The organism is Halobellus sp. H-GB7 (assembly GCF_030848585.1).
GTDB classification, from domain to species: domain Archaea; phylum Halobacteriota; class Halobacteria; order Halobacteriales; family Haloferacaceae; genus Haloquadratum; species Haloquadratum inordinatus.
On record NZ_JAVDDW010000007.1, the window covers coordinates 63,164 to 87,708 of the forward strand.

General features: G+C 64.8%; 27 protein-coding genes. 14 read left to right on the plus strand and 13 right to left on the minus strand.

Annotated elements, in window-relative coordinates:
* The first annotated feature begins 10 nt into the window (after positions 1-10).
* The 5 genes from RBH22_RS12350 (at position 11) to RBH22_RS12370 (ending at position 3,770) form a co-directional block, all read left to right on the plus strand.
* Complete coding sequence (locus tag RBH22_RS12350) at positions 11-469, plus strand: DUF4212 domain-containing protein (protein WP_256546072.1); 459 nt, start codon at positions 11-13, stop codon at positions 467-469.
* Entirely contained in the window at positions 466-2,118 is a 1,653-nt protein-coding gene (locus RBH22_RS12355) for a VC_2705 family sodium/solute symporter (protein ID WP_121568704.1), read from the plus strand. The genes RBH22_RS12350 and RBH22_RS12355 overlap by 4 nt, the downstream gene beginning before the upstream one ends.
* Positions 2,118-2,579 (plus strand): universal stress protein, encoded by a 462-nt coding sequence (locus RBH22_RS12360; RefSeq protein ID WP_256288607.1) that lies wholly within the window; start codon positions 2,118-2,120, stop codon positions 2,577-2,579. The genes RBH22_RS12355 and RBH22_RS12360 overlap by 1 nt, the downstream gene beginning before the upstream one ends.
* 139 nt (positions 2,580-2,718) lie before the next feature.
* Positions 2,719-3,471 (plus strand): tetratricopeptide repeat protein, encoded by a 753-nt coding sequence (locus tag RBH22_RS12365; RefSeq protein WP_256288608.1) that lies wholly within the window; start codon positions 2,719-2,721, stop codon positions 3,469-3,471.
* Positions 3,471-3,770 (plus strand): DUF424 domain-containing protein, encoded by a 300-nt coding sequence (locus RBH22_RS12370; RefSeq protein ID WP_256288609.1) that lies wholly within the window; start codon positions 3,471-3,473, stop codon positions 3,768-3,770. The genes RBH22_RS12365 and RBH22_RS12370 overlap by 1 nt, the downstream gene beginning before the upstream one ends.
* A gap of 5 nt (positions 3,771-3,775) precedes the next feature.
* Here the strand turns inward: RBH22_RS12370 and RBH22_RS12375 are convergent, their stop codons facing one another.
* Positions 3,776-5,878: a PAS domain S-box protein gene (locus RBH22_RS12375; RefSeq protein ID WP_306677650.1), complete on the minus strand. Its 2,103-nt coding sequence runs from the start codon at positions 5,876-5,878 to the stop codon at positions 3,776-3,778.
* Between the two features lie 297 nt (positions 5,879-6,175).
* Between RBH22_RS12375 and RBH22_RS12380 the strand changes: the two genes are divergently transcribed.
* Positions 6,176-6,619: a universal stress protein gene (locus RBH22_RS12380; RefSeq protein ID WP_121568699.1), complete on the plus strand. Its 444-nt coding sequence runs from the start codon at positions 6,176-6,178 to the stop codon at positions 6,617-6,619.
* 167 nt (positions 6,620-6,786) lie between these two features.
* On the opposite strand, the gene RBH22_RS12385 is transcribed toward RBH22_RS12380, so the two are convergent.
* Positions 6,787-6,990 (minus strand): hypothetical protein, encoded by a 204-nt coding sequence (locus RBH22_RS12385; RefSeq protein ID WP_256288612.1) that lies wholly within the window; start codon positions 6,988-6,990, stop codon positions 6,787-6,789.
* A gap of 356 nt (positions 6,991-7,346) precedes the next feature.
* On the opposite strand from RBH22_RS12385, the gene sufS reads away from it, so the two are divergent.
* Both sufS and RBH22_RS12395 read left to right on the plus strand, forming a co-directional pair.
* Complete coding sequence (gene sufS, locus RBH22_RS12390; RefSeq protein ID WP_256546069.1) at positions 7,347-8,624, plus strand: bifunctional cysteine desulfurase/selenocysteine lyase SufS; 1,278 nt, start codon at positions 7,347-7,349, stop codon at positions 8,622-8,624.
* Positions 8,625-8,753: 129 nt separating this feature from the next.
* The gene (locus tag RBH22_RS12395; protein WP_306677651.1) at positions 8,754-9,314 is read left to right on the plus strand and encodes a mechanosensitive ion channel domain-containing protein; all 561 of its coding nucleotides are present in this window, start codon (positions 8,754-8,756) and stop codon (positions 9,312-9,314) included.
* 36 nt (positions 9,315-9,350) lie between these two features.
* On the opposite strand, the gene RBH22_RS12400 is transcribed toward RBH22_RS12395, so the two are convergent.
* From RBH22_RS12400 to RBH22_RS12410, 3 genes are all read right to left on the minus strand, one after another.
* Complete coding sequence (locus tag RBH22_RS12400; protein ID WP_256546067.1) at positions 9,351-9,656, minus strand: AzlD domain-containing protein; 306 nt, start codon at positions 9,654-9,656, stop codon at positions 9,351-9,353.
* On the minus strand, positions 9,649-10,374 hold the full coding sequence (locus RBH22_RS12405; RefSeq protein WP_306677652.1) for an AzlC family ABC transporter permease: 726 nt from the start codon (positions 10,372-10,374) through the stop codon (positions 9,649-9,651). Before RBH22_RS12405 ends, RBH22_RS12400 begins: the two co-directional genes overlap by 8 nt.
* A 65-nt stretch (positions 10,375-10,439) precedes the next feature.
* On the minus strand, positions 10,440-10,769 hold the full coding sequence (locus RBH22_RS12410; RefSeq protein WP_256288617.1) for a helix-turn-helix domain-containing protein: 330 nt from the start codon (positions 10,767-10,769) through the stop codon (positions 10,440-10,442).
* Positions 10,770-10,960: 191 nt separating this feature from the next.
* Between RBH22_RS12410 and sufU the strand changes: the two genes are divergently transcribed.
* The gene (sufU, locus tag RBH22_RS12415; RefSeq protein ID WP_256288618.1) at positions 10,961-11,383 is read left to right on the plus strand and encodes a Fe-S cluster assembly sulfur transfer protein SufU; all 423 of its coding nucleotides are present in this window, start codon (positions 10,961-10,963) and stop codon (positions 11,381-11,383) included.
* A gap of 64 nt (positions 11,384-11,447) precedes the next feature.
* Here sufU and radA read toward each other — a convergent pair whose 3' ends face one another.
* From radA to htpX, 5 genes are all read right to left on the minus strand, one after another.
* A complete protein-coding gene (gene radA, locus RBH22_RS12420; protein WP_256288619.1) occupies positions 11,448-12,479 on the minus strand; it encodes a DNA repair and recombination protein RadA in 1,032 nt (343 codons plus the stop codon).
* Between the two features lie 174 nt (positions 12,480-12,653).
* On the minus strand, positions 12,654-14,000 hold the full coding sequence (locus RBH22_RS12425; RefSeq protein ID WP_306677653.1) for a hypothetical protein: 1,347 nt from the start codon (positions 13,998-14,000) through the stop codon (positions 12,654-12,656).
* Entirely contained in the window at positions 13,997-14,644 is a 648-nt protein-coding gene (locus RBH22_RS12430) for a hypothetical protein (RefSeq protein WP_306677654.1), read from the minus strand. Before RBH22_RS12430 ends, RBH22_RS12425 begins: the two co-directional genes overlap by 4 nt.
* Before the next feature lie 63 nt (positions 14,645-14,707).
* On the minus strand, positions 14,708-15,322 hold the full coding sequence (locus tag RBH22_RS12435) for a hypothetical protein (RefSeq protein WP_306677655.1): 615 nt from the start codon (positions 15,320-15,322) through the stop codon (positions 14,708-14,710).
* A gap of 51 nt (positions 15,323-15,373) precedes the next feature.
* On the minus strand, positions 15,374-16,246 hold the full coding sequence (gene htpX, locus RBH22_RS12440; RefSeq protein WP_256288623.1) for a zinc metalloprotease HtpX: 873 nt from the start codon (positions 16,244-16,246) through the stop codon (positions 15,374-15,376).
* 140 nt (positions 16,247-16,386) lie between these two features.
* On the opposite strand from htpX, the gene RBH22_RS12445 reads away from it, so the two are divergent.
* Complete coding sequence (locus RBH22_RS12445) at positions 16,387-17,511, plus strand: 60S ribosomal export protein NMD3 (RefSeq protein WP_306677706.1); 1,125 nt, start codon at positions 16,387-16,389, stop codon at positions 17,509-17,511.
* Positions 17,512-17,709: 198 nt separating this feature from the next.
* Here RBH22_RS12445 and RBH22_RS12450 read toward each other — a convergent pair whose 3' ends face one another.
* Both RBH22_RS12450 and RBH22_RS12455 read right to left on the minus strand, forming a co-directional pair.
* The gene (locus RBH22_RS12450; RefSeq protein ID WP_306677656.1) at positions 17,710-17,898 is read right to left on the minus strand and encodes a UPF0175 family protein; all 189 of its coding nucleotides are present in this window, start codon (positions 17,896-17,898) and stop codon (positions 17,710-17,712) included.
* Positions 17,899-18,295: 397 nt separating this feature from the next.
* Complete coding sequence (locus RBH22_RS12455; protein WP_306677657.1) at positions 18,296-20,146, minus strand: ATP-dependent DNA helicase; 1,851 nt, start codon at positions 20,144-20,146, stop codon at positions 18,296-18,298.
* 217 nt (positions 20,147-20,363) lie between these two features.
* Here RBH22_RS12455 and RBH22_RS12460 point away from each other — a divergent pair, with 217 nt between their 5' ends.
* Positions 20,364-20,786 carry a CBS domain-containing protein gene (locus RBH22_RS12460; RefSeq protein ID WP_306677658.1) on the plus strand — a complete coding sequence of 141 codons (423 nt, stop codon included), beginning with the start codon at positions 20,364-20,366 and terminating at the stop codon, positions 20,784-20,786.
* A gap of 129 nt (positions 20,787-20,915) precedes the next feature.
* On the opposite strand, the gene RBH22_RS12465 is transcribed toward RBH22_RS12460, so the two are convergent.
* Positions 20,916-21,119 carry a hypothetical protein gene (locus RBH22_RS12465; protein ID WP_121568685.1) on the minus strand — a complete coding sequence of 68 codons (204 nt, stop codon included), beginning with the start codon at positions 21,117-21,119 and terminating at the stop codon, positions 20,916-20,918.
* Positions 21,120-21,264: 145 nt separating this feature from the next.
* On the opposite strand from RBH22_RS12465, the gene RBH22_RS12470 reads away from it, so the two are divergent.
* Genes RBH22_RS12470 through RBH22_RS12480 form a run of 3 tightly spaced genes read left to right on the plus strand, consistent with a single transcriptional unit; the run spans position 21,265 to position 24,483 of the window.
* Positions 21,265-22,701, plus strand: a complete 1,437-nt coding sequence (locus RBH22_RS12470) for an APC family permease (protein WP_256288626.1) — start codon at positions 21,265-21,267, stop codon at positions 22,699-22,701.
* Positions 22,702-23,595, plus strand: a complete 894-nt coding sequence (locus tag RBH22_RS12475; RefSeq protein WP_306677659.1) for a universal stress protein — start codon at positions 22,702-22,704, stop codon at positions 23,593-23,595. It abuts the gene before it with no gap.
* Positions 23,596-23,601: 6 nt separating this feature from the next.
* Positions 23,602-24,483, plus strand: coding sequence for a YkgJ family cysteine cluster protein (locus tag RBH22_RS12480; RefSeq protein WP_306677660.1), 882 nt, complete (start codon positions 23,602-23,604; stop codon positions 24,481-24,483).
* Positions 24,484-24,545 lie beyond the last annotated feature (62 nt).

Sequence of the window (24,545 nt, forward strand, 5' to 3'; positions counted from 1 at the left end):
GAAGCCAATTATGATAGATAATCCCGAACACGAACAGGACGAGACCCGATCCGACGACGCGGACGGACGCATCGCAACTGACGGCGGGGTCGACACCGACGCCGACGTCGACTATCTGGAGGCCGAAGTCAACCTCCTGAAGCCGAGCACGCCCTTTATGCGCGACCACCTCAAGCAGGTCTGGGCGGGCTTCATCGCCTGGGTGATCCTCACCTGGGGGCCGGTGACGGCGACGTATCTGGCGCCCGAAGTGATGACTCAGCCGATTCCGGTCCTCAACTTCCCGGCGCACTACTTCTCGGTGGCGTTCCTCGCGCCGACGAGTTCGCTGGTGCTCGCGTACCTCTACTCCCGGAGCCGGGACAAACTCGACGAGAAGTACGGTATCGACCACTCCACCGCGGCGGTCGAGTCACAGGACGACGTCGACGCCGACGCGGCGGCGACCGACGGAGGTGAACCCCGATGAGTTCGCTTCTGGGACTCGCGCTGCAGTCGGGCGATCTGCTTCCCGAGGCGCTCGACATCTCGTTCAAGCCGATTCCGGCCGTGATGGTCGTCGCGATGCTTGCGCTGTTCCTCGTGGTCGGCTACCTGTTCAAGGTCGCCGACACCGAGGGGATGTGGGTCGCCGGCCGCTCGATCGGGAACATCGAGAACGGGATGGCGATCGGCGCGAACTGGATGTCTGCGGCGTCGTTCCTCGGCTTAGCCGGGTTGGTGGCGCTGTCGGGCTTCTACGGCCTCGCGTTCATCATCGGCTGGACGGCGGGCTACTTCGTGCTCCTCATCTTCCTCGCGGCGCAGATGCGTCGCTTCGGGAAGTACACCGCGCCCGACTTCGTCGGCGACCGCTTCAACTCCGACACCGCACGCGCCCTCGGCGCGGCGACGACGATCCTCATCGGCTTCGTCTACTCGGTCGGTCAGGCGCGCGGGATGGGCCTCGTCGGCCTCTACGTCTTCGGGACCGACTACGTGACGATGGTCGTCGTGATGATGGGCATCACGGTCGCGTACCTGACCCTCTCGGGGATGATGGGCGCGACGAAGAATATGGCCGTCCAGTACGTCATCCTCATCGTCGCGTTCCTCGTGGCGGTCTACGTCGTCGGCATCGTCAACGGCTACTCGACGTTCCTGCCGCAGATCGAGTACGGGGCGCTCATCAACGACCTCAACACCGAGTTCTCCGAGCCCTTCGTGAACGCCTCGTTCTTCCTGTGGATCGCGACCGCGTTCTCGCTGGTCTTCGGGACCTGCGGCTTGCCACACGTCCTCGTTCGCTTCTACACGGTCGAAAACGAGCGGACCGCTCGCCACTCCACCGTCTGGGGACTGTTCTTCATTATGCTGCTGTACTGGGGCGCGCCGGCGCTTGCGGCCTTCGGCGTCGACCTCTACGACGCCTCCCAGTACGGCCCGACGTACGCCGCTTCGGGCGGAATGTCCGGCGGCGAGGGTGACCTCATCGTCGTGCTCGCGGCGCAGCTCTCGAACCTCCCGACCTGGTTCGTCGGCCTCGTCGCCGCCGGCGGCATCGCCGCCGCGATCGCGACGACCGCCGGACTGTTCATCACGGCGTCCTCTGCGGTTTCACACGACATCTACACCAACATCATCAACCCCGACGCGACCCAGCGCGAGCAGGTGCTGGTCGGCCGCGGCACGATCGTGCTCCTCGGTATCATCGTCACGATCACGGCGCTTGACCCGCCGGCGCTCATCGGCCAGCTCGTCGCGCTGGCGTTCTCGCTCGCGGCGATCGTTCTCTTCCCGATGTTCTTCCTCGGGCTCTGGTGGGAGAACACCAACCGCGCGGGCGCGCTCGCCGGGATGAGCTTCGGCCTGCTACTGTGGATCGCGGCCGTCGTCAACGACCTCATCCTCCCCTTCAGCCAGGCCTTCGGCGACGTCGTCCCCGCGATCGGCGCGGCGCTGGTCGGCACGCCGCTGGTCTTCGCGATCACGATCGTGGTCTCGCTCCTCACCGAGGAGCCGCCGGAGTCCACGAAGCGGCTGGTCCGGCAGTGTCACAGCCCGAAACCGATGTCTCGCACCGAGAGCGCAGAAGACGTTGCGGCGACCGACGGGGGCCAGACCCCCGCTGATGACTGATGTACGACAACATTCTCGTTCCCACCGACGGAAGCGACACCTCCGAGGTCGCGGTCGCCCACGCGATCGACCTCGCTGAGAAGTACGACGCCACGCTGCACGCGCTCTACGTCATCGACGTCGACGCCACGAGCTACTCGCTGGGGACCGAACAGGTCGACCGGCTCCGCCAGGGCCACCTCGACGAGATGCCGGAAGTGAAAGCGAGCGCCGACGCCGCGACCGGCCACGTCGCTGAGATGGCCGCCGAACGCGGGCTCACCGTCGAGGAACACGTCCGGGCCGGCCAGCCCGCTCGGGCGATCCGAAAGTTCGTCGACGAGAACGAGATCGGCCTCGTCGTGATGGGCTCGCACGGCCGTTCGGGCCTCTCGAGGGCGCTGCTCGGTAGCGTCGCCGAGAAGGTCCTGCGTGAGACGCAGGTCCCCGTGTTAGTCGTCGACGAGCACGGCGAGGACTGAGCGGCAGCCTCACGCGCGACGCCGTTCTTCCTCGTTCGTCCACCTACTGTTCGTCCTCTCACTGACTCTGGGTGGGTATCGCTCCCCACCGCAACCCCGTGACGCAGTCCTTAACCGTCCTGACCGCAAATTAGGCGGTATGACAAACGGCGAGCGAGACGACCACGAGTTCTCCTCGGGCCAGGGGTTCGACGAGGACTACGAGGAGTTCACCCTCGACCCGCCGGAGCTGAAGGTCGATCCGACGAAGGTCGATCCCGTGGACAGCCGCGTCGTCACGGACGAACTCGACCGGCGAAACATCGCCTCAGATCAGGTCGACGTCGAACAGCTCGTCGACGTCGGGCTCTCGTATATGCAGATCAACCGCTTCGAGGAGGCGACCGAGACGTTCGAGCGCGCGGCGCGCTTCGCCGACGAGGACTCCCTCGAAGCCCAGGAGGCGTGGGTTAACAAGGGCGCAGCGCACGCCGAATTGGAGGAGTGGGACGAAGCCATCGGCTCCTACCGCGAGGCGCTCCGCATCGACGACGACTCCGAACACGCGGCCTCCGCCGAGACGAACCTCGCGTACGCGCTCTGGAACGCCGGCGAGATCGAAGAGGCACTGCGCCACGCCGAGCGCGCGGTCGAGATCGACCCGCGCTTCCCGCAGGCGTGGTACAACCGCGGCTTCTTCCTCCGCGAACGCGGCCTGAACGAGGAGGCCGTCAACGCCTTCGACAACGCGATCCGACTGGGAATGCGCACTGCCGACGTGCTCGAAGAGAAGGCGGCCGCGCTCGAAGAACTCGGGCAGGACGAAGAGGCCGAACAGGCCCAACAGCAGGCCGACGAACTGCGGCAGGAACGCGAACAAGAGATGCTGCAACAGCAACAACAGAACCGGTGATGCTCCTTCGCGAACGACAGACACCGGAAGGACTGCTCGTCTCCGTTTGCGACCCGGAGTGTCTGGGCGAGACCTACACCGAAGGCGACATCTCTCTAGAGGTAACGGAGGCGTTCTACGGCGGCGACGAGGCCGCCGAGGCCGACGAAGCCACTGTCGTCGATAGTCTCACGCGGGCCAGCGTGGCCAACATCGTCGGCGAGCGCGCGGTCTCCGTCGCTGTCGACGCCGGCATCGTCGACGAGGAGCGCGTACTCGACGTCGACGGGACGCTTCACGCGCAACTCCTCTGGATGTGACGCGGCTAGCCCGCCGTTCCTGGCCGGGGGAACGCTATCGTGACGACGCTGCCTCTCGGCTCGTTCTCCTCGAAGCGGAGCGTTCCGTCGGCGCGCCCGACGATGAGTTTCACGAGCCACAGTCCGAGGCCGCTGCCGTGGAGCAGTGGTTCGATCTCCGACTCGCCGGTCAGGACCGCGCGCTCCATCTCCGGAATACCCGGGCCGTCGTCGACCACTTGCACCTGAACCGTGTCCGGGAGGTTCCGGACCCGGACCTCGATAGCTGGCCGCTCCCGGTCGGAGTGGGTCACTGCGTTCTGTAATAGCTCTTTGAGCGCACGCCCCACCGCACCGACGACGACCTCCACGCGCTGTTCTGGTAACTCGGTCGTGATAGTTGCCGCCGGATGCGACTTCCGCACCGACGACGTGATCTGCTGTGCAACTGTGGCGAGGTCGACCGCTTCCATCGCGGGCGGGTCCGAAAGTACCTTGGTGATCGCCCGTTCTTTCGACGCCATCTGCGTCAACTGATCGCTGTTCGCGCGGATCTTGGCCGCCGACTCCTGGATAAAGGAATCTGTCGTCCGATCCTGGATCGACTCGGCGTACCCGCTGACAATGTTCATTTTGTTGTTGAGGTTGTGTCTGAGGACCCGATCGAGCACCTGTAACTGCTGTTCTCGATCTTTCAGTTCGCTTATGTCACGGATCAACGCGACGACGCCGATGACCGTTCCGTCGTCGTCTTCGAGCGGGAAGACGACGCTCCGAACCGGGCGTCGTTCCCCGTCGGAAGTCGTCTGATGCTCGAATTCGACTCGCTCGCCGGCGAGCGCTCGCTCCATCTGCGGGACGATTTCCGTCGCCACGGACTCCTCGAGCGCCTCCGAGAGCGGCGTTCCGCGTGCGTCGCCGTCGAGGCCGTGAAACGATCGAAACCCGCTGTTCGCGAAGAGGACTCGGTGGTCCGTGTCGACGGCGACGATCCAGTCCGTCGAACTCTCGACCGCGTATTCGTACTGCTTGAGCTTCCGGCGCCGCTCCTTGCGCTCGGTGATGTCGCGCATCGTCGCCACGATACCGACGACCTCGCCGTAGTCGGACCTGAGTGGGTAATACCGGATGTCGAAGTGGTGGTCGTCGCCATCGGGGTCCTGGCGGATCATCTCGTACTGGTGCGTCTCGCCCTCGAATACGGCGTCGAGTCGCGGTTCGATCTCCGCGAACTGTTCGGGTCCGAGAACTTCTTCCAGCGTGGTGGTGCCGATATCGTCGTCGCTGAGGCCGTGAAACTCGCGGTAGCGCTTGTTCGCGAAGAGGAGTCGGTGGTCTGTGTCCGCCGCGGCCAGGAGGTCCGTCGCCTGTTCGACGGCGCGCTCGTACTGTTTGAGCGTCCGCTCTCGCTCCTTGCGTTCGGTGATGTCACGCTGATTGACGATGATCCCCTCGACGTTGGGGTCGGCGAGGCGGTTCGTCCCGTAGCTTTCGATCCATACCCACTCCCCGTCGGCGTCCCGTATCCGGAACTCGGCGCGTGGCCCCCTCCCCGTCGTCGTCAGTACCGTCTGGAGTTGATCGGCAACGCGTTCGCGGTCCCGCGGATGAATGTACTCGAGTGGATTTTCACCGATCAGTTCGTCCTGACTGTATCCGAGGATATCTTCTACTGCCGGGCTGTTGTACTGGATCCGCCCGTTTTCGTCGAGGAGGGTGATGAGGTCAGAGGACTGCTCGGTGAACGCTTTGAACCGTTCGAGCTCCCGTTCGTATCGCTTCTTCTCGCTGACGTCTTGGACGTACGCGACGAACCGGTCGTCGCCGAGCGACATCGTATCGAGGAGGACGTCGATCCTCCGCCCGTCCGCGTGCACCAACTGATGCTCGTCCCGGGCGCGCCCCGTTTCTTTGACCTTCGCGAACGACGAGGGGAGCGCGGCCCCTTCGGGAAGGTCAGTAACGTCTTTGATCGATAATGAGAGCAGTTCTTCCCGTTCGCGTCCCACCATCTCGCAGGCCACTGGGTTGGCGTCGACGAACTCACCGGCGGCGTCGGTCACGAACACCCCGATCGGGGACTCCTCGAAGTAGGCTCGGTACGGCTCTCCCTCCCCGTCGGTGTTCATATCCCGTCTTTCATCTGTGCGTGTAAATTAAATTGCCTCTGTCCCTCGTACTGTCGGACAGAACGGTGTGAAAATTATCAGCACCCCGTGGGTGCCAATATGTTCACGAACATCTGTCCGACAGTATCAGAGAATTACAGGTTCGCTCGATGGTGTGACCGAATGCAAGCCCTCCCGAAATCGCGTTCGACGTACCAACACGTCTTGTCGAGGGTACCATCCTTGTCGTGGGAGATTGGTCCCAGATCGTGATAGCCGAAGTATCAATTAATTAACCGTGATACCGTATCGGTTCGTATGAGCGAAACAACAGAAACCGAGGTTCACGACATTCTCGTCCCGACCGACGGGAGTAAGGCGGCGATGAAGGCGGCGAGGCAAGCGATCGACCTGGCGAAAAAGAACGACGCCACGGTCCACACGATGTACGTGATGGATATGGGTGACGCCGACTTCGTGGCGGTCCCGAGCGACATCGCGCAGACGCGGAAGCGACTGGAAAAGAAGGGACGAGGCTTCACGGACGACATCTCGGAGCTGGCCGCCGAGGCGGGCGTCGACTGCGTCACCGTCGTGAAGTCGGGCATCCCGGAGGACGAGATCATCGAGTACGCCGAAGACGAGGGCGTCGATCTCATCGTCATCGGAAAACGCGGTCGCTCGGACCCGGACAAGCCCCTCGTCGGGTCGACGACGAACCGCGTTCTCGGCCGGACGGAGGTCCCCGTCCGCGTCGTCTAACCGAGCCGCGGGCAGCGAGCCGTCGACTCATTTATTTAAACACACAGAACCGCTACTTGCGTTCTCAACAAGGCCATTAGATTGGTTCTTCGTCCACTTCCGACGGTTGTAAGCCGGCTTACGACCCCGGCGGGCGGACATTCACGCTGGATGGCACCGACTCGGAGTCACTGGAGATAGCCGAGGTCGCTGAGCCGTTCTTCGAGGTCGTCGTCGCCCTCGGCGGCGTCTTGCAGCTGATCGATGTCGTTCTTGTACACGTCGAGCAACTGTAGCGCCGTTCGGAGCTTGTAGTGCACTTCGGTGTCGTCAGTGTTCTCCAACGCTCCGCGGAGAAGCGTCCGGACGGTCTCGATCGTTTCGTCGGTCATCGTGCAGAACCGACGAACACACGATAATAAGTATTATCTTTTTGAGCTATTCGCCCGATGTCTAGACGCCCACGCACCGTAGTTTCTGGATACCCGACAGAGCAGAACGTAAACCTCCATTTTGTGGTCGAACGTTTATTCCAGTACACGTCCGAAAACGACTCTTCTGCCTCATCGTCCGCAACTATAGTAGCGTTTGCAAGTCTTCACGCACCTAATCGCACGCAGTCGTGCGATTGGCTGTGTAATCAGTTGCAAACGCTACTATAGCGGAGCGAATCGTCTCCGAACGCATCTCGTGGCAGCGACCGCCCGGACCGAAGCCGTGTTAGTGCTGGGACGCTAACGGGTCTTCAATGGGAACGCAGGAAACGTATCCAGTCGACGTCGCGTCGATTCGCGAGGACTTCCCCATCCTCGACCGGAAGGTCGGCGGCGACATCGAGACGCCGGGTGAGGGCCCGGACGACACCCGTCCGCTCGTCTACCTCGACAACGCGGCGACGAGTCAGACGCCGAAATCCGTCGTCGAGAGTATCGTCGATTACTACTACGGCTACAACTCGAACGTCCACCGCGGGATTCACCACCTGAGTCAGGAGGCCTCGGTGGCCTACGAGAACGCCCACGACCGCGTCGCGGAGTTCATCGGCGCCGCGGGACGAGAAGAGATCGTTTTCACGAAGAACACCACCGAATCGATGAACCTCGTCGCCTACGCGTGGGGACTCGCCGAACTCGGGCCGGGCGACACGATCGTCCTGACCGAGATGGAACACCACGCCTCGCTCGTCACCTGGCAACAGATCGCCAAGAAGACGGGCGCGAGCGTCGAGTACATCCGCGTCGACGACGCCGGCCGATTGGATATGGACCACGCGGCCGAACTGATCGACGACTCGACCGCGATGGTCTCCGTCGTGCACGTCTCGAACACGCTCGGGACGGTCACGCCGGTCGCCGAACTGGCCGATCTGGCCCACGACCACGGCGCGTACATCTTCGTCGACGGCGCGCAGTCCGTCCCGACGCGACCAGTCGACGTCGGAGATATCGACGCCGACTTCTTCGCCTTCTCGGGGCACAAGATGCTCGGGCCGACAGGGATCGGCGTCCTCTACGGGAAAGAACACATCCTCGAAGAGATGCAGCCGTACCTCTACGGCGGCGAGATGATCCGAAGCGTCACCTACGAGGACTCGACGTGGGAGGACCTCCCCTGGAAGTTCGAGGCGGGCACACCCGTCATCGCACAGGGCATCGGCCTCCACGCCGCGATCGACTACCTCGACGACATCGGAATGGAACGCGTCCAGGCCCACGAGGAACTGCTCGCGGAGTACGCCTACGACGAACTGTCGGCGTTCGACGACGTCGAGATATACGGCCCGCCGGGCGACGAGCGCGGTGGTCTCGTCGCGTTCAACCTCGAGAACGTCCACGCACACGACCTCTCCAGCATCCTCAACGACCATGGCGTCGCGATCCGCGCCGGCGACCACTGTACCCAGCCGCTGCACGACAAACTCGGCGTTCCGGCCTCGACCCGCGCGTCCTTCTACATCTACAACACGAAAGAAGAGATCGACGCGCTCGTCGACGCCGTCGACGACGCCCGACAGCTCTTCGCCTGACGTCGCGTTTCGTCTGCTCTCTCCCGGCTCGCTTCTCCCAGGCTCCGTATTCCGCTCGAGCTCGCTGTCTCAGCTCGAATCTACCTCTCCAGAAGCACTTTGTGACTGAGTGTCAATGCACCGGCACCGATGTCCACAGTCGTCCGATTCCTCGTCGACACGATCCGGCAGACGCTCTTCGAGTTCGCCGACGGACTTCGGCAGGCCGCGCCGACGGTCCTGACGGGGCTCGTCTTCCTCGCGATCGCGTACGTCGGGATCCGGGTGCTCACGGGCGTGCTCCGTCGCACGCTCGACGCCGTCTATCCGGACGACCAGCGCCTCGTCGTCGACCTCGGCGTGACCATCGTGAGCGTGTTCCTGTGGTTCGGAGCGGCGCTGACGCTGCTGAAGATCTTCGGGATGGGCGAGATCGCCGCGAGTCTCGGCACTGCCGCCGGCTTCGTCGCGCTCGGCGTCTCCTACGCGCTCTCGAATATGATCGCCGACACCGTCGCGGGCGTCTATCTCCTCCGCGATCCGGATTTCAACCCCGGTGACGAAGTGAAGTCAGATCCCGTTACGGGGACGGTGGAAGCCATCGAACTGCGGAAGACCCGGTTCCGGAACGACGACGGTGACACCATCGTCGTGGCGAACCGGGACGTCGAAAAGAAGTGGACGCGCCTCATCGCTTCTGCGGACGAGTGATGCGCTCGCGACCGACTGCGGCTGCACGTCCTCGCGCTACAACAGCGCCCGCAACGCGACTACGGTGACCATTCCCACCCCGAGGGCCGCGAGTGTGCCGTCGTTTCGCCAGGCGACCACGAGGACTGCAGTGGCCGCGATCCAGCCTGCCGGACCGAGCTTCGTCAGCTCCGGCGCGAGGAGTGAGACGACGATCGCGCCCGGAAGCGCGTCGAGGCCCCGTTCGATGCGTGGCGACAGTTCGATTCGGCTGAGGAGCCAGAATCCGCCTGCCTTCGTCGCGTACGTCGTGACGCTCATCGCCAGGATGGTGACGACGACGACGGGATCGAGCTCAGCCATCGTACTGCCACACCTCCACGAGGCTCCCCGCGACGCCGCCACACACGAGATACCAGTATCCGGGCAGATAGCCGGCGGCGAGCACTGCCACGACCGCGGCGCTCACCCACGTACGGAGTCGCGAGGCCTCGTCCCACAGATCGACTGCGAGGATCAGGAAGACCGCCGTCAGGACGAAGTCTAATCCGACCTGCGCTGGTTCTTCGATCACGTCGCCGACGGTGACGCCGACGACCGTCGCGAGCACCCAGAACGCCCAGATGGCGAGCCCGCTCCCGAGGAGGAACGCGCCGCGGCGACTCCCCGAGCGCAGTTCGCCGATCGTGAGCGCCCAGTTCTCGTCGGCGGTGAAAAAGAGGCTCGCGTACGTCTGTCTCGGGGAGAGCTGCTCGAACCAGGGTCGGAGCGCCGCACCCATCAGGAGGTAGCGCAGATTCACCACGAGCGTCGTCGCGATTACCGCGGCGATCGGAACCGGCTCTCGCCAGAGTTCCATCACGATCAGCTGTGCGGAACCTGCGAGCACCGTCCCGCTCATCAGCGCGGCCTCCCCCACGCTCAACCCCGCCTGACCAGCGAGGACGCCGAACACGACGCCGTAGCCGCCGACACCGGCCGCGACCGGCATACACTGGAGGAAGCCCGCGCGAATTCCTTCTCGAGAGAACGAAATTGTCTCCGGCTGCACTGCGGCGTGCTCTTCGTGGTTCCGACGCATCGACACACGTCTTCGACGTGTTCCCCCCTAAGTTCTCGGAGAAGCGCGTTTCTCCTCGCAGCTGTCTAGGGGGACTCCCGAATTGCCTCGTCGGTCACCTGCTTGAGGAGGCGCTCGCCTCGCACGCTGAGCGCGTACTGCTCGTCCTCTCGTTCGATGAGGCCCTCGAGCTGCCGGAGGTGATAGTTGAGCTTCCCGTTGTCGCGAACCGAGATCGCGGCCCGCAGATCGGTGTACGACATCGGCGCCTCACCGCGACCGAGTGTCACGAGGATTTCGAGCCGAAGTGGGTTCGATACGACCCCGAGTGTCTCCGAGACGTCCTGTATCTCCTCGTTCGTCAACGACGATCTGCCGAACGCTTCGCGATCGCTCACCCAAGTCGGAATCGCCATTGATCGCTCTTGAGGCCTCCAGATTTGTAGATGTATCCAAAAACGGCTGACATATCCTCGTCGGCAACGCGATCGAATCGACGTCCCTCTTCCGAACGTGGGACACGAATATTGCGACGGCAGCGACGGGCGGCGAGACATTCGTCCCCGGCGGAACCCTTTTGCGCTGCACCACCTTACAGCCGCCAACAATGGGAATGGGCTCGGATATGTATCGGCAGCAGATTCTGGATCACTACAAGAACCCCCGGAACAAGGGCGAGATGTCCGATCCGGACTTCTCTCACACCGGAGAAAATCCCTCCTGCGGCGATACGATCACGATGAACGTCAGACTCGAAGACGACGGCGAGACCATCGAGTACGTGTCGTTCACCGGGAACGGCTGTGCGATCAGCCAGGCCTCCGCGAGTATGCTCTCGGAGAAGCTCCGCGGGATGACGCTCGAGGAACTCGAAGCGATGGGCACCGACGACGTCACCGATATGCTCGGCGTCGACATCTCGCCGATGCGGATCAAGTGCGCTGTCCTCGCGCGACAGGTGGCCCAAGACGGGGCTGCCATCCACGAAGGCGACGTCGACATCGAGGAGACGACAACCGAGGACGACTAACCACCTTTTTGCTGACTCGGGTGCGCGAATCGCACCGCTTCGTTGTTAAAAGAGCTGGGTCGTTTTATTCGGGCTTGAGACCGCCGTCTTGGACGCGCATCACGGCCTCGCCGTCGGCGAGGTTCGGCGCGTCGACGAGGCGGACGATACGCTTGTCGCCCTTCGATTTCCGGAGGTAGATACGGAACGTCGAGGTGTGGCCGAGGATGTTGCCCCCGATCGGCTGGGTCGGGTCGCCGAAGTACGAGTCGGGGTTCGAGGCGACCTGGTTCGTCACCAGCACGGACGTGTTGTAGAGGTCGCCGATGCGCATCAGGTCGTGCAGGTGCTTGTTGAGTTTCTGCTGTCGCTCGGCGAGTTCGCCACGACCGACGTACTCCGCGCGGAAGTGCGCGGTGAGCGAGTCGACACAGAGCAGGCGGACGGGGAACTCCGCTTCCTCGTTGTCGCGGGCGAGCTCCTTGGCTTTCTCCGCCAGGAGGATCTGGTGGTTGGAGTTGAACGCCTTCGCGACGTGGATGTGATCGAGGAAGCTATCGAGCAGGTCCGCCATCGTCTCGTCGTCGCCGGGCGAGCCCTCGATCTCGCGCCGTTCGAGGAGGTCGGCGATGATCTCGTCGTCGAGGCCGCGAACCATATCGTCGATCCGCTCGGGACGGAACGTGTCCTCGGAGTCGATGAATATGCACGACCCGCCGAGGCCGCCGTGCTCGGGCGGCAGTTGGACGTTGACGGCCATCTGGTGGGTCACCTGCGACTTCCCGGCCCCGAACTCGCCGTACACTTCTGTGATGGACTGCGTCTCGATCCCGCCGCCGAGGAGCTCGTCGACCTCGGGGATCCCCCACGAGAGCTTCCCGATCTGCTCGCGCCGTTCGAGCACAGCCGCTCCCGTCTCGAAGCCACCGATGTCGGCGGCCTCGCGGGCCGCGTTGATGATGTCGGCCGCGGTCGATTCGCCAACGTCGGCCGTGTTAGACATCTCGCCCGGACTCGCGACGGCGATCGCCTGATAGCTCTCGAATCCCGCTTCAGTCAGTTTGTCTGCCGTCGCCGGCCCCACTCCAGGAAGGCTCTCGAGATCGTCTTCTGGCATCGTATCCGGTTCTGGGTCCCACTTGCACATAAACCCTCGTTAACACCAAAGTGAAAGTAAAAACGCCGCACTGCAGCGACTCCCGGTGCTCGCGTGGGAGAGGATTCATACCGGATGAACGGGATTCGTGACGATTTGGGGCTCGTAACGAGTTCGGCTGTGTCGTCGCCCCGCCTACGACTCCCGAAGCACAGCCGCCACGTCAGCGCTCGCCGACGGCAGCGCGCGGCAGAGTTCGGCGACGACGACGTAGTCGACGGCGTCGTACGTCACCGACTCCGCAGAGACCGATCCAGAGAGGTCCGCAAACCGCTCGTCGGCCCAGCGGATCTCGTTGGCGAACCGCGGCAGTGTGGCGCGCACGAGCAACTGTGCCTGCTCGGTCTCGCGTGCCCCCTCGATGGCCGCGACGGCGTCCGAGCGAAGCGCCGTCACGTCTTCTGCGTCGTCGATCGCGACGTCGTCGCCGTTCTCGATCCGCTCGCGGAGGGACTGGTATGCCTCCAGGTGCGCGAGCGCACGCGACGCGAGCAGGAGTTCGATCGCGAGCCGTGGGCCGTCGTCACTGCCGTCCGTATCGTCGACACGTCTTCGCGCGTCCCGAGCGAGTTCCGCGAGCGCCCGGACGCCGGCCGTCTCGTCGACGTCGCGGTCGACGAACTCGGTCGGATCGTCGATGTCTTCGCGCGGGAGCGACCCGGCCTCCTGCTGGAGACGTTCTCGAAGTTTCCGTCGTGCACGCTCGAAGCGGGACTCCTGATCCACCTGCTCTCCGAGATCTCCCCGGAAACGATCGAAGAAGTACGACGCCACCGCGACGCTGACGCGGGCGTATTCGAGGTCGGACGCCATCTCGCCGAGTTCGAGCGACTGTCCGCTAGCGCTCGCGTACTCCTCCGGATGTATCGCCAGCCAGCGCCGGGATCCGCGGATCTCGCCTTCGATTTCGGCGTGGACGACCGCAGCGCGAACCGGGTCGTCGCCGACGTAGGACCATCCGGAGACGAACGCGTCGAGGTCGTCTTCGATCTGCGGTACCTCCGCTTCGAGATCCGACCGGGTCAGATCGGACTCGATGGCGCCCCAGGCGGCCTGGAGTTGACGGCTGGTCGCTCGCGCGCGAGTCGTGTGCTCGAGTCGGGAGTACGGCGTCTGCGCGGCGTCGGCTTGCTGGAGCGACTCTCTCGCGTAGTCGTAGTCGTCGTTGAGGCGCTCTCGGATCACGCCGTTCGGAATCTCCTCCTCGTCGAACGGCGCGGGGACGGAGTCGAGCTTCGACTGCGCCGCTGTGCGATGCTGTTCGGTGAAGGACGCCTCGATGTCGACGGGGAACGTCTCGGGAACTGTCGGCGGCTCCTCGTCGGCAATCGCGCTGAGGGCGTCGCCGTCGAGCATCTGTCGGCTGTCGCCGATGATCGGAATCCGATCCGTACACCCGGCGAGCAGCGCGAGACCAGTGGCACTCGAGGCCGCGAGAAAGCGCCGCCGGTCGAGGCGGCGTCCGCGTGAGGAACGGGTCATCGTTTCACCTCCCCGTCTGTGGGCGTCCGACAGGGGCCGCTCCCGCTTCCCGAACTGTAGCTGTTCACCTGCTCTGGGTCCAATGCGACTGGAATCCGGATCAGGTAGGTCACGACGTCTCGGGCGTCGGCTTCGCAGGCCACGTCGGCGTCGCGGAGGATCCGTGCGTAGTCGGTTTCGATTTCGTTCTCGGTCCAGCGGACCCAACAGAGCCGCCGCTCGTAACACTCGCCGATCGCGTGTCGTTCGACGTACACCGACTGCGACTCGAAATCTGTCTCTTCGAGGAGCGCTTTCGCTTCGTCGGCGCCGTCGACGTCGGCGAACGAGAGCGACGCTGCGGTTTCGGCGTCGCCGACGAGGGTGTGCCGCCAGTCGTCGATGGGCGTCTCGGTCTGGTCGTCAGACTTCGTCGTTGTTTCCGTCCCGGTCGACACGGCCGGTTTCAGCTCCGGGTTCCGGAGTTTCACGGCGGTCGGATCGACAAGCGCATCTGCGGGCGGTTCGGCGCCGGGGCCGCTGACGGTGCTTGAGCCGGACGCACCGGAGTGTCCCCCGCATCCGGCGAGGGCACCCGCTCCGAGGAGGGCAGCCGTCGATCGAAGGAGGCGTCGCCTGGTCGGCGAACTCGTACTGGAGGGCATCGCGGTAGTACTACAGGAGACGGCGTCAAATAGCCCCGGGGAACGCCGCCAGCGTGCCCGATCTCACTCCCAGGGGTGGCCGCCGTCGCGGTCGGGCCACATCGGATACCAGTAGGACTCGTCGTCTTCGATCTCCAGTTCGCCGTCGAGGACCGAGTCCAGTTTGAACTCCAGGCGTTGCTCGCGTTCCTTTCCGCGGCGGGGGGCAAAGGGGTAGTACGACCCTCGCCGGAACGAGTAGATCCAGTAGGCGCGCTCGCCGCTCCCGCCGCCGCGTTCGAACCCGAAGACGGCGGCGAGGAGCCGCGAGCCGTAGCCGCGTTCGACGAACTCGTCGGCGGCGAAGTGGACGCTCGTTACGAGATCCTCGGGGTCGTCGTCGCGGAGGACGACCCACTCCCAGCCGTGGCTGTCCTCGCGGACATCGAAGGTCGTCCCGGTCTCTTCCTCGCCCGCGCGAAGGATCGCCTCGACCTCGTCGACCGCCGCCTCGAAGTCTGTGCTATCGACGCCGGAGAAACAGAGGGCGGCGGCACCGACCGAGCGGAAGCCGAGGTCGGCCTCCATCGTCACGTAGGCGGTGCTCATCCCGAAGAGGTCCTCGGGATCGGCGTCGCGGGTCGCGTCCGCCTCGGCGTTCGTCCCGAGCACCGTTCGGATCGTATCGAACAGGCCCATCAGCTGATCCCTCCGTTCTCCGCCCCACCGAGCCTCTCTGTCCGGGTCATCTTACCGCGTCTCCAGTTCGCGTTCGAGGTCGCGGAGGCGGTCGACGCGCTTCTCCGTCGCGGGGTGGGTGCTGAACAGTTTGCCGATGACGTCGCTCTTCAGCGGGACGATGAAGAACGCGTTCATCTCCGATTGCTCGCGGAGGTCCTCCTTCGGGACCTTGTCCATCCGACCGTCGATCTTCAGCAGCGCCGACGCGAGCGCCGAGGGCTTCCCGGTGATGAGCGCCCCGCCGCGGTCGGCGGCGAACTCGCGGTAGCGCGAGAGCGCGCGGATCAGGACGAACGAGACGATCCAGACGACGAGCGATGCGACGATCGCGACGAGGAAGCCGCCACCTCCGCCCTGGCGGTCCCGGCCGCCGCCGAACCAAAAGCCCATCCGGACGATCATAAACGCGACCGTCGAGAGGAACGACGCGATGGTCATCACCATCACGTCGCGGTTCTTCACGTGCGCGAGTTCGTGTGCGATCACGCCCTCCAGTTCGTCGCGGTCGAGCGTCCGGAGGAGCCCGGTCGTCACGCATACCGTCGATTTCTTCTGCGAGCGACCGGCGGCGAAGGCGTTCGGGACACGCGAGTCGGCGACGGCGACTGCGGGTTTTGGGAGGTCAGCCTGCTGGCTGAGGCGTGAGACCGTCGCGTGCAGTTCGGGGTACTCCTCCTCTGAGACTTTCTTTGCGCCCATACTGTAGAGTGCGAGCTTGTCGCTGAAGAAGAACTGCGCGAGGACGAACGCGCCCATCAACGGGAGATAGAAGAACGAGTCCGTCCACCACAGCGCACCCACGAAGACGAGATAGAGGGCGAAGAGCAGGAACATCGTCAGGACCATACGGCCCCGGAGTCCCCAGTCGGGTTTCCAGTCCATACCCCGACTATGCCTTCAGCGTAATAAACGGTGTTGGGGGCTGGGTGGGTCCGACGCCCAGTGCGGTCGCCTCTCGCGCTCTCGCATCTTCGAACGCTCGCCTATTCGTCGCGCTTAACCGCCTCCGTCGTCTACGGTGGCTGATGAGTTCGGGAGACTTCTGCCCGCGGTGTGGGGACCCGGTATCGGAGCGATCAGAACCCCTACCCGGGGAACCCCGAGAGCGCGACGCCGTCCTCTGTGACGACTGTTACTTCGAGGACTTCGACCTCGTCGACGCCCCCGAGCGGATCGAAGTCCGCGTCTGCTCGCAGTGCGGCGCAGTCTACGAGGGGAACCGCTGGGTCGACGTCGGCGCGCGCGATTACACCGACGTGGCCGTCGAACAGGTCTCGGAGGCGCTCGGCGTCCACCTGAAGGCCGAAGACGTCCGCTGGGGCGTCGAACCCGAGCAGGTCGACGAGAACACGATCCGGATGCACTGCACCTTCAGCGGCATCGTCCGCGGCACCTACCGCGAGGAGAGCGTAACCGTGCCGGTCCTCATCTCGCGACAGACGTGTGACCGCTGCGGGCGGATCGCCGGCGGCTACTACGCCAGCATCGTACAGGTCAGAGCCGACGATCGGACGCCCACTGCCGAGGAGGAGGCACGGGCGGTCGAGATCGCCGAGTCGTACGTCCAAGAGCGCGAGGACACCGGCGACCGAAACGCGTTCATCTCGGAGACGAAAGAGACCGACGACGGCACCGACATCAAGATCTCGACGAATCAGTTGGGCGGCGGCGTCGCAAAGCGGATCGTCAGAGAACTCGGCGGGCACGTCAAGGAGTACCCGACGCTCGTGACCGAGGACAGCGACGGCAACGAGGTCTATCGGGTGACCTACGCCGTCCGCCTCCCGAAGTTCACGCCCGGCGACGTCCTCGACCCAAAAGACGACGACGGGCCGGTGCTGGTCCGGAGCGTCCGCGGGAACCTCAAGGGCGTTCGACTCACGACCGGCGACCAGTACGAGGCCTCCTTCGAGGAGGGCGAGACGCCCGACGCGCGACAACTCGGGACCGTCGACGACGCGGACGAGACGACCGTCGTCGCCGTCGAGGACGAGTACGCGATTCAGGTGCTCGATCCCGACACCTACGAGTCGAAGACGATTGCCCGCCCGTCGTACGTCGACGCCGACGCGGATGCCGTGCCGGTACTGAAAAGTCGCGCCGGACTGCACGTGCTCCCCGAGGACGCGGTCGACAGCGACGAATAACGTCGGTTGCGGCGACGCGGACGGTGGCGACGATACCGAGCGCCGGCCAAAACACCGACACTTCGGAGCGACTACGGAACGAGGAATCACGGGGACTTCTGAGTGACTACGACTCGGTCGACGGACCACGAGCAGGCCGACGTGCTGGAGACGGTGCTGCGGCTCTCACCCTCGCTAGATCAGTAGAAACTCTGTATGCTAGTCTGCGCTCGCAGACGCGTCCGCTGGTCCGGGCCGCGCCTGATTCTCCCGCACCGAGATGCCGTGCCGCACGAGTGCCGTCTCGAACGCGTCCTTCGAGCGGCCCGCCCGCGACGCCGCCTGCGACAGTGTCAGTGTTCCGTTCCGGTACAGGGTCATCGCCGTGTTCAGCCCGTGGGTATACATTGCCGGACAATTATCACCACGCTACTGAGGGTGTTAAGTATTCTGTGAGATACTGTCTCAAACAATCACAGAAGCGTGTTAATACAAAACAAATGTATCCTTCTTCGCTATATAGGGGTTCTATCTTAAACCCAAATTAACGTTCATTATGTATTCGTTTCGGTATCGCGTGGATTCTCTGTGTAGTCACACAATGTGCCGCGTCGATCTCCGCTCTCTATGTATGCTGCCGAGGCGAGCGACCGGACAGCGAAAGAATTGAATTAGATGCGAGCGTACTCCCACTATGGATCGACAGCAGGTGCTCGCGCTCATTCTCGTTCTCTTGATGGTCGGCTCGTCGTTCGCCTACGGGGCGTCCTTACTCCTCTAACGACCGTCAGATCTACGCTGCCGACTACGTATCGCCCCACACGTCCGACAGCGGGTGGTCCGACTGTTCGTCGTCAGACTCGGACGTGTCCCGGTTACTCCCCGAGCGCGTGGTTCCGCTCGACTGATTCGACCCACCCGACGAGGAGCGACTCTCAGTGCGGGTCGCCGTCCGATCGCGCGCCGACGACCGACGCCCGCTCGACGTTCGTCGGGATCCTGACTGTCCGCCCGCCGCCACCTGATCGAACTCGGGGAGGTCCGGCGTCGACAACCGATCCACCTGGTCGCGGAACCACGAGGGCATATCGCTTCGCGTACGCTCGAACAGGTCTAGTAGCGACGAATCCGCGAGATACGTCGCGCCGTAGTCGTCGGGGGCGCGAACGACCCGCCCACAGGCCTGAATGACCGTTCGGAGTGCCGCCCGGCGGTACCACGACCACTGGCCGTCGTCGAGGCGGCGGGCGACGCGGGAGTCGTTCGTGTTGAGATACGGGGCCTTACAGACGACTTGCCAGCGGCACAGATCCCCGGAGAGATCGAGCGCCTCCTCCATCTTCACCGAGAGGAAGACGTCGGGATCGTCGGTCGCCTTCCACGACTCTAAGGCGGCGTCGCGGTCCTCGCGGTCGTGCGCCCGAACGCGACTCCCGAGCCCGAGCTGTGCGAGTCGGCGTCGGAGCTCCGACTGGATCGCATACGAGTGACAGTGCACGAGTCCCTTCTCGTCCCGGTGCTTCGCCATAATCCGCACGAGCGTCCGCGCCACTTTCGGGAGCGTCTCGTCACGCCGGTCGTAGGTCATCTTCCCCTGCGTGACGTCGTACAGCGGCCGGTTCTCCACCGGGAACGTGTGCTCGACGTCGACGAGCGCGACGTTCGAGGGATCGAGGCCGACCCCCCGACAGAACGCCGCCTTGTTCAGGATCGTCGCCGAGAGGAGCGCGAACTTGTTCCCCCGCTCCCAGACCGTGTGGTGCAGATACCTGGCGGGATCGAGCGGTTTGATCGTGACCGGACTCCCCTCGCCGTCGGGCTGGTCGACAACCCAGGTCGTCGGGCTCTCGGGATTTCGGTAGTCGTCGACGAACCAGGTGAGCTCCGACCGGAGCTCCTGGAGGCGGTCGCGCCGCGCCGCTTCCTCCGGCGTCAACTCGGGCTTCCGCAGCAACTCGTCTTTCGCGCGCTCGCAGACGCCCGCGAGCGTCTCAGCGAACCGCACGGTCCGCTCGACGGGGTCGCCGGCGGCCGTGACGTCGGGAATCCCGACGTCGTCCCAGACGGGGACCGTCCGGGGGTTCAGATCGACTGTCGCGTACATCTCCGCCCACTCGGCGAGTCCGTGCGCCTCGTCGATCACGACGACGTCGCGCTTGCGGAACACGTCCGAGCCCGCGGTCTGCATAAAGTACGCCAGCGTCATCGCCGCGATGCGACGGTTCGAGGCGATCGCCCGATCGGAGAAGTACGGACAGCGGTGTCGGACCGAGCAGTCGAAGCCCGCCTGTCGGACGCAGGGCGCGCGGTCGACCGGCGTGTCGGTTTCGCCGTTCAGAATACAGGTGTAGTTCGACTTGCCTCTGATTACGTTCAGGTCGTCCAACAGCGGATCCTCTGCGACGTCGTCGAGTTGGGACACCTGCGGCGTCGTGTAGTAGGCGTCAGTCGCCTCCGCGGGCGCGACTTCGTCGGTGGTCGCCGCCGCGCCCGCGATCGACCGCGCGAGGAGGGACTTGCCGCTGCCGGTCGGCGCGCGGACGAGGACGACGTCGTTGCCGGCCGCGAACGCGTCTCGGATGTCCGAGAGCGCCTGCTCTTGTGCGCCGCGGAAGCTCGGGGCCGGAAACGACGGGGGGATCCGATCGGGGTCCACACCCGACCCTGTGCCGCTCTCGGATAAAAACCTTCAGACGGGACCCGACACAGCACCACCTGTACTGGAGACGCCGTCCCGCATCGCGTCTGCTGTTCTGCACTCCCACTCTTCACTCCAACAGTATTGTACAAAAAACACAATAGTTTTCATTATTTGAGAATGATATGTCCTTCTTTTCTGCTTCCCGAGTCGTGTATACGATGGTGTTCGACCGATGACCGTCTCCGACATAATGCGCCACGAAGTCGTAACCGCCTCCCCTGAAACACCCGTCCACGAAGTGGCGACCACGATGCGCGATGAGAACGTCGGCAGCGTCGTCGTCGTCGAGGGTGACGAGCCCGTCGGTCTCATTACCGACCGCGACATCGCGATCCGAATTGCAGCCGACCAGCTCGATGCCGAGGAGATGGACGCCGAGCGGATGATGAGCACGGACCCGGTGACCGTTGAAGCCGACACCGGCCTGTTCGAGCTTTCGACGCAACTGTGCAACGAGGGCGTCCGGCGGATGCCGGTCGTCGACGAGGACGGTGACCTCGCCGGTATCGTCACTCTCGACGACCTCGCGGTCCTCCTGACCGGCGAACTCGGGAATCTCGCCGGCGTCATCGACGCGGAATCGCCGGCGTACTGATCGAGGTGATCGTACCTGTTCCGAGATTCTCGCCGGCCGATACGGCGAGATCTCTATGAGGACGTACGATACCCCTATGAACCGACGAACTCCTCCGTTCTGCCGATCTGGTCCGCAAGGAGCCGTTTTTCAGAGGGATTCGACGTCCTCGCTCGTCACGACCCGGTCGTCAGGCAGGCGCGCGATGCAGTCGTGACACAGGAAGTACTCGCCGCCGTCGTCGAGTTCGAGGGTCATCCCGCCCGTGGACTCGGTCTCGAACGACCAGAAGTCGCCGATTCCACCGGCGATCCGCACCGACCGACCGCACGCATCGCAAGGCTCGCTCGTCATAGGGGAGCGACGTGGCCGACGGCTATACGTCCTGCGGCGAGCGTGGCGTCGGATCGACGCTCGCCGCGTGCCGTCTCCGGATTACAGTTACTAATGTGATATATCCGAGGCTTCTACTGTTCATCCGTCGAACAGTTGGTGTGAAATGAGCGATTACGACGGCGCGTCGGCCACCGCCAGCGACACGCACGCCGGCGAGACGCCACCGGTGATAACGCCGCCTGCTGACGACGAGGAGGCGACTGTCACCGAAGCGGGGACGGAACTGGAGCGCACGATCGGGCTCTCGGGAGGGATCTCGATCGGGGTGGGAACGATGATCGGCGCGGGCATCTTCGTCTTCCCCGGACTCGCCGCCGGCGGTGCCGGTCCGGCCGCAGCGGCCTCCTTCGGCATCGGCGCGGTCATCGCGCTGCTCGTGGCGCTCCCGACTTCCGAACTGGCGACGGCGATGCCGAAATCCGGTGGCGGCTACTACTTCATCTCCCGGGCGCTCGGCGCGCTCCCCGGCGCTGTCGTCGGTCTCAGCATCTGGCTCGGACTCGTCTTCGCGACGGCGTTCTACCTCGTCGGTTTCGGGAGTTACGTCGCGGCGGTCCTCGCGGAGGCCGGCGTCGCCGTCGGCAACGTCCCGATCGTCATCCCGTTCGCGCTCCTGTTCGGCGTATTCCTGACCGCGCTGAACCTCTTTGGCACGGAGAACGCCGCTGCGCTGCAGAACTACGTCGTCGGGCTGCTGTTGACGATTCTGGTGTTCTTTCTGGGATACGGTGGGCTGGACGCCCTCGGCGTGTTCGGGCGCGCGAGCACGCCGGAGACGTTCGCGCCGTTCGGCCCGCTGCCGGTGTTCACGACCGCGGCGCTCGTGTTCACCTCGTATCTCGGGTTCGCGCAGGTGGCCACTGTCGCCGGCGACATCAAGCGCCCGGGACGGAACCTCCCGCTGGCGATGGTCGCGTCGGTGGTGATCGTCGGCATCCTCTACGTCGCGACGATCTTCGTCGCCACCAGCGCTTTCGGGAGCGAGACGCTCGCCTCGTTCGGCGAGACCGCCATCGTCGAGGTCGCGCGCAGTTTCGTCGGCTCGACCGGTGCGATCGCGATCCTCATCGCGGGGCTGCTCGCGACGATTTCGAGTGCGAACGCCTCGATCCTCTCGACGTCGCGGGCGGTGTTCGCGGTGAGCAAAGACGAGATCATCCCCCGGTTCGCGAGTCGGATGAATCTCCGCTACGGGACGCCACACGTCGCGCTGACGATGGCCGGCGGACCAGTGCTGGTATTGGTCGCATTCGGCGAGGTGGAGGTGCTCGCCGAGGTCGCCTCGTTCCTCCACCTCGTGATGTACTGCCTGATGTGCGTCGCGCTCATCGTGATGCGTCGCGACGAGCCCGAGTGGTACGATCCGGCGTTCCGCGTGCCCGCTCACCGCGTCGTCGCGGGACTCGGCGCCGTCGCGAGCGCGGGGTTGATCCTGTTTATGCAGCCGACCTCACAGATCGTCGGCGTCGCGATTATGCTCGTATCCGCCGGATGGTACAAGTACTACGCCAGCGACGTCCAACTCAAGGGGGTGCTGTAGATGTGGGGTGATCTTCCGGGTGAGGACCTGATTGACGCCGACCTCGTGATCCGTGAACCGCCGGTGATCCTCCTCCCGGTCGAGGTGTTGGAGGGACAGACGATCCCGGATACGGTCGTCGAGTTCCTCGCGCCGGCGGACGTGATCGTCCTCGGCTACCACGTCCTGCCGGAGCAGACGCCGACAGAGCAGGCGAGTATGCAGTTCGAAGACCGGGCGCAGGAGGCCGTCGACGACATCGCGCAGTCGTTCATCGACGCCGGCGGCGACCCGGAGACGCGCGTCGTGTTCACCCACGACCGCGAGCAGACGATCGACCGCGTCGCGGCCGAATTGGGCGCGACGGCGATCCTCCTGTCGAATCCGACCGGCGAAATCTCGGAGGTGCTCGTGCCGATCCGCGGCGTGATCGACGTCGGCCGGCTCGCGGATCTCGTTGCGACGCTGCTCGCCGGCGGTGCGGGCCACGTGACGCTCTGGGGAATCGCCGCCGGCGAGGGCTCGGAGTTCGACGCCGAGAGTGCCGTCGACACCGCAGCCGAGCGACTCCGCGGACGGGGTCTTCCCGCCGAGCAGATCACCACGGAGACGACGACCGCGATGCTGCAAATCCACAACATCGTCGATCGCTCGGACGAGGCCGATATCATCGTGATGGGTGAGGGCCGCGAGTCGCTGCTCGCCGTGCTGCTCGGTGAGGACGCCGAGCGCGTCGCCGAGGGGGCGGTCGCGCCCGTGCTCGTCGTCCGCGACCGCGACCCGGACGCAGAGGTCGCGGATTCGGACGGCGAAACTGCAGACGTGCAATCGGTGACCGTCGAAGACGAGACCGCCGGGGGATCGGCCCCGGAGCCACAGCCCGATCAGGACCTCGACGCTGACGACCCGGAGTGATCAACGATGGAACTGAACTGTGAGAACTGCGCCGGCTGCTGTCTCGACTGGCGACCGATCGCCGACTCCCCGTCCGATCACGAGCGGCGCGGTCCCGGCGAACCGCTCGACGACGCGTACAACCTCGTACCCCTGACGCGCGACGAGGTCGCACGGTTCGTCGAGCGCGGACTCGGCGACGTTCTGACACCGCGGCTCTGGCGCGTCGACGAGGAGACGCCCGGCGTCGTCGTCGACGGCGTTCGGCTCGCCGCCATCGACGGACGTCCGGCGTTCTTCGTCGGCCTGCGGAAACCACCGAAGCCCGTCGCCCCGTTCGGGACCGAACCGCGGTGGCTGTCCGCCTGTGCGTTCTTAGACCCCGAGACGCTCCAGTGTCGAATCCACGAGGGCGACCTCTACCCCGAGGAGTGTTCGGCGTATCCGAGTCACAACCTCGACCTCGGCGTCGAGACCGAGTGCGAACGGGTCGAAGCCGAGCACGACGGGAAACGGCTGCTCGACGACGCCCCTGGCGAGTACAGCGGCCTGCTGCTCGGGCCGCAGGCGATTGGCGCGAAGGTGTTCGGCTACCCCGACCCCGACGACCTCGACGGCGTCGTCGACCGGATGCAGCGGGGCGAACTCACCGACACGGACCGCGCGGCGTTCGTCGGGGCCGCCGCGGGGTCCCATCCCGGGTCGCTCTCCGTCGACGACGGGCGCGCCGCGGCCGCGACCGCGGACGTACTCGACGCCGACTCGTGGGCCGGACAAGCGATTCGTGAGTGGACGGAGGCCGCCGGAGCCCCCGGTGAACGGGCGAGTGACCCGCCGTCCGGCGACGACGTCGAGGTGTCACGCGGCGCGCCGCAGACGCCGGGCTGGGACGCAATCGACGACGCGTAGCCGTCTCTTGTTTTCCGCAGTCGTCCGACGAGCGGCGAGAACTGTTAACAAGCTACGGATCC

What these genes read in the sequence shown, in the direction of transcription:
- RBH22_RS12465 (WP_121568685.1), bottom strand. Translation starts at nt 21,119, where the DNA reads ATGACGAGCGAGCCTTGCGATGCGTGCGGTCGGTCGGTGCGGATCGCC.
- RBH22_RS12355 (WP_121568704.1), top strand. Translation starts at nt 466, where the DNA reads ATGAGTTCGCTTCTGGGACTCGCGCTGCAGTCGGGCGATCTGCTTCCC.
- RBH22_RS12435 (WP_306677655.1), bottom strand. Translation starts at nt 15,322, where the DNA reads ATGGGCCTGTTCGATACGATCCGAACGGTGCTCGGGACGAACGCCGAG.
- sufS (WP_256546069.1), top strand. Translation starts at nt 7,347, where the DNA reads ATGGGAACGCAGGAAACGTATCCAGTCGACGTCGCGTCGATTCGCGAG.
- RBH22_RS12460 (WP_306677658.1), top strand. Translation starts at nt 20,364, where the DNA reads ATGACCGTCTCCGACATAATGCGCCACGAAGTCGTAACCGCCTCCCCT.
- sufU (WP_256288618.1), top strand. Translation starts at nt 10,961, where the DNA reads ATGGGAATGGGCTCGGATATGTATCGGCAGCAGATTCTGGATCACTAC.
- RBH22_RS12475 (WP_306677659.1), top strand. Translation starts at nt 22,702, where the DNA reads ATGTGGGGTGATCTTCCGGGTGAGGACCTGATTGACGCCGACCTCGTG.
- RBH22_RS12470 (WP_256288626.1), top strand. Translation starts at nt 21,265, where the DNA reads ATGAGCGATTACGACGGCGCGTCGGCCACCGCCAGCGACACGCACGCC.
- RBH22_RS12370 (WP_256288609.1), top strand. Translation starts at nt 3,471, where the DNA reads ATGCTCCTTCGCGAACGACAGACACCGGAAGGACTGCTCGTCTCCGTT.
- radA (WP_256288619.1), bottom strand. Translation starts at nt 12,479, where the DNA reads ATGCCAGAAGACGATCTCGAGAGCCTTCCTGGAGTGGGGCCGGCGACG.
- RBH22_RS12385 (WP_256288612.1), bottom strand. Translation starts at nt 6,990, where the DNA reads ATGACCGACGAAACGATCGAGACCGTCCGGACGCTTCTCCGCGGAGCG.
- RBH22_RS12405 (WP_306677652.1), bottom strand. Translation starts at nt 10,374, where the DNA reads ATGCGTCGGAACCACGAAGAGCACGCCGCAGTGCAGCCGGAGACAATT.
- RBH22_RS12480 (WP_306677660.1), top strand. Translation starts at nt 23,602, where the DNA reads ATGGAACTGAACTGTGAGAACTGCGCCGGCTGCTGTCTCGACTGGCGA.
- RBH22_RS12350 (WP_256546072.1), top strand. Translation starts at nt 11, where the DNA reads ATGATAGATAATCCCGAACACGAACAGGACGAGACCCGATCCGACGAC.
- RBH22_RS12430 (WP_306677654.1), bottom strand. Translation starts at nt 14,644, where the DNA reads ATGCCCTCCAGTACGAGTTCGCCGACCAGGCGACGCCTCCTTCGATCG.
- RBH22_RS12380 (WP_121568699.1), top strand. Translation starts at nt 6,176, where the DNA reads ATGAGCGAAACAACAGAAACCGAGGTTCACGACATTCTCGTCCCGACC.
- RBH22_RS12360 (WP_256288607.1), top strand. Translation starts at nt 2,118, where the DNA reads ATGTACGACAACATTCTCGTTCCCACCGACGGAAGCGACACCTCCGAG.
- RBH22_RS12365 (WP_256288608.1), top strand. Translation starts at nt 2,719, where the DNA reads ATGACAAACGGCGAGCGAGACGACCACGAGTTCTCCTCGGGCCAGGGG.
- RBH22_RS12450 (WP_306677656.1), bottom strand. Translation starts at nt 17,898, where the DNA reads ATGTATACCCACGGGCTGAACACGGCGATGACCCTGTACCGGAACGGA.
- RBH22_RS12425 (WP_306677653.1), bottom strand. Translation starts at nt 14,000, where the DNA reads ATGACCCGTTCCTCACGCGGACGCCGCCTCGACCGGCGGCGCTTTCTC.
- RBH22_RS12410 (WP_256288617.1), bottom strand. Translation starts at nt 10,769, where the DNA reads ATGGCGATTCCGACTTGGGTGAGCGATCGCGAAGCGTTCGGCAGATCG.
- htpX (WP_256288623.1), bottom strand. Translation starts at nt 16,246, where the DNA reads ATGGACTGGAAACCCGACTGGGGACTCCGGGGCCGTATGGTCCTGACG.
- RBH22_RS12375 (WP_306677650.1), bottom strand. Translation starts at nt 5,878, where the DNA reads ATGAACACCGACGGGGAGGGAGAGCCGTACCGAGCCTACTTCGAGGAG.
- RBH22_RS12395 (WP_306677651.1), top strand. Translation starts at nt 8,754, where the DNA reads ATGTCCACAGTCGTCCGATTCCTCGTCGACACGATCCGGCAGACGCTC.
- RBH22_RS12400 (WP_256546067.1), bottom strand. Translation starts at nt 9,656, where the DNA reads ATGGCTGAGCTCGATCCCGTCGTCGTCGTCACCATCCTGGCGATGAGC.